Here is a 2,235-nt window from a genome sequence, read left to right on the forward strand (position 1 = left end):
CACGCTGCTTCGCAGAACCGGGACCCCGGTTTCTTCCAGTCGCGAGCAAGCTGGACCCCGGCTCTGCAGCGCACCGCTTCGCGAAGAGCTACGCGCTGCGCTGCGTCCGGGGCACGAGACTCAGCTCACCGCGAACTTCAACAGCTTGATCGCGTCAAAATCCTGCACACCGCCGCCGACGCGTTTTGTGGTGTAGAACAGGATGTAGGGTTTTGCCGTGAACGGATCGCGGATCACGCGCACGCCGGCGCGGTCGACGATCAGATAGCCGCGGCGGAAATCGCCGAACGCGATCGAGAGCGAATTGGGGGCCGTCTGGCATCTCCTCGGCGTCGACAAGCGGGAAGCCGATCGGGAGGAGCGCAGCGGCATCCGGGGAAGGCTTCTATTGAGCCAGCTTCCGATCCTTGTCGGCGATGATCTGGCGGCGGATTTCTTCGAAAAAGACGCGATGGCCGCCCGGGCTGAAGTTAGATCTAGGCGATTGGTTGCGCCAGACATGTTCGAGCTCTGCATCCGAATGGCCGCCGTCCAGCAACTCATTGAGAAATGCCAGCACCACGCGGCGTTCATTGGCAACCTTGTGCTCAAGCGCCGCCGCCGCTTGGCTTTCGAGCGACTCGAACTCTCCGGGATCCTCGGGATAGATGCCCCGTACAAATTGTTCGAACTCATATGGAATCTTCATGCGAAGCTCCTGTCGCCTCGTCTATTAATCGTTGACCGGAAATGCCGTGTGCACCCTATAGCCGCGCCACGAGCGCGTGTCATGCCGGATGACGACGCGAACGCTATAGGTGGGGCGGATGTAAGGGTCGGAGTCGCCGTTCGGCCTGTACGCCTCCTTGCCTGTTACGAATCCGAAGCGGTGCTGGAGTATGGCTTCCTCGATTTTGCCTGCGGCAACCTGGTCGACCTCGTCGGTGTTCCGTTTGAGCACTTGATTGACAAGGTCGTTGGCCTCTTCGCGCGACCGAAATGTGCCTTCGGCTACATCGTATTGTGTGATCTCCAGATTGCCGGTTTGTGTGCGCTGGTATTTGGCATTGAGCCAGTCAATGAGAGAGCTTTCCGACCTTTCGTTATGCCGACGCAGCGCGTGACCGCCGAAGAGGTTGTCTTCCTGCGCAAGGTCGGGAGTGTAAAACCGCGGGTCATCGGATGCTGCAACTTTTACGATGGAATCTGAAAGGTTCGCGGCATCCGTGCGCGGGCCGTCCGGCTTGATCTGAAACAGATCGCCGAGTTCGCTCGATTCGCTGACATCGCCAATATCGACATTGCCCATCGGCTGGGTGAGATCCGCGTCCTGACTCTGGCCAGTGTCCGAGCTCGGGCCCGCAACCGTGCCCTGCCCCCCGCCGCGATCCGTCCACTGCCCGCCGCGCGGATTGCCGGACGGCACGCGCGGCTGGCTCGGGCTGTATTTTTCCTCCAGCTCGCGCGCCCGCTTCGGCTCGGCTCGGAGTTCGGCCAGCTGTTCGCGCAGCACGGCGTGCCGTTGGTAGGCCGCCTCGACCTCCGCCTCGAAGGCGGCTTGTGCGGCGTCGGGTTTGCGCGCCAGCGTCGGATAGATGTCGGCCGGGTCGAAGCCGGGCTTCACCCAGCGCGCCGCGTCGGGGCGGATCCAAAGATGCGCGTCATGTCGCAGCCATCGCTGCCGCTGATGGGCGTCGTAGGGCGAGTCAGGGTATGGCATGGGGAGAATTCCAGGTGTCTCGTGTCCCGGGCGCGATGCAGCGTTCTTCACGCTGCTTCGCAGAACCGGGACCCCGGTTTTCGAACCGCAGCAAGCTGGGCCCCGGCTCTGCAGCGCACCGCTTCGCGAAGAGCTACGCGCTGCGCTGCGTCCGGGGCACGAGACTCAGCTCACCGCGAACTTCAGTACTTTGATCGCGTCAAAATCCTGCACGCCGCCGCCGACCCGCTTTGTCGTGTAGAACAGTATGTAGGGCTTTGCGGTGAAGGGATCGCGGATCACGCGCACGCCGGCGCGGTCGACGATCAGGTAGCCGCGGCGGAAATCGCCGAAGGCGATCGAGAGCGAATTGGCGGCGACGTCCGGCATGTCCTCGGTGTCGGCCAGCGGAAAGCCGATCAGGTTCGACCGGTTGCCGGGCGCAGCCGGCGGCTGCCAGAGATAGTTGCCGGTGGTGTCCTTGAACTTGCGCACCGTGCTCTGGGTCTTGCGGTTCATCACGAAAGTGGCGTTCTGGCGGGAGCCCGCGCGCACCG

The 2,235-nt window shown here is 63.0% G+C and carries 3 protein-coding genes and 1 pseudogene; all 4 read right to left on the bottom strand.

Annotation, left to right across the window (positions count from 1 at the left end):
- Positions 1-120: 120 nt before the first annotated feature.
- A pseudogene (locus VGP39_RS19180) lies at positions 121-352 on the bottom strand (phage major capsid protein); the annotation flags it as partial.
- A 33-nt stretch (positions 353-385) separates the two neighbouring features.
- Positions 386-688 carry a hypothetical protein gene (locus tag VGP39_RS19185; protein ID WP_327569676.1) on the bottom strand — a complete coding sequence of 101 codons (303 nt, stop codon included), beginning with the start codon at positions 686-688 and terminating at the stop codon, positions 386-388.
- Positions 689-712: 24 nt separating this feature from the next.
- Complete coding sequence (locus VGP39_RS19190; protein ID WP_327569677.1) at positions 713-1,603, bottom strand: RNase A-like domain-containing protein; 891 nt, start codon at positions 1,601-1,603, stop codon at positions 713-715.
- A gap of 261 nt (positions 1,604-1,864) precedes the next feature.
- Positions 1,865-2,235: phage major capsid protein (locus VGP39_RS19195; RefSeq protein WP_327569678.1), on the bottom strand; the 371-nt coding region annotated here is incomplete at its 5' end.

Source organism: Bradyrhizobium sp. (assembly GCF_036009065.1).
Classification (GTDB): domain Bacteria; phylum Pseudomonadota; class Alphaproteobacteria; order Rhizobiales; family Xanthobacteraceae; genus Bradyrhizobium.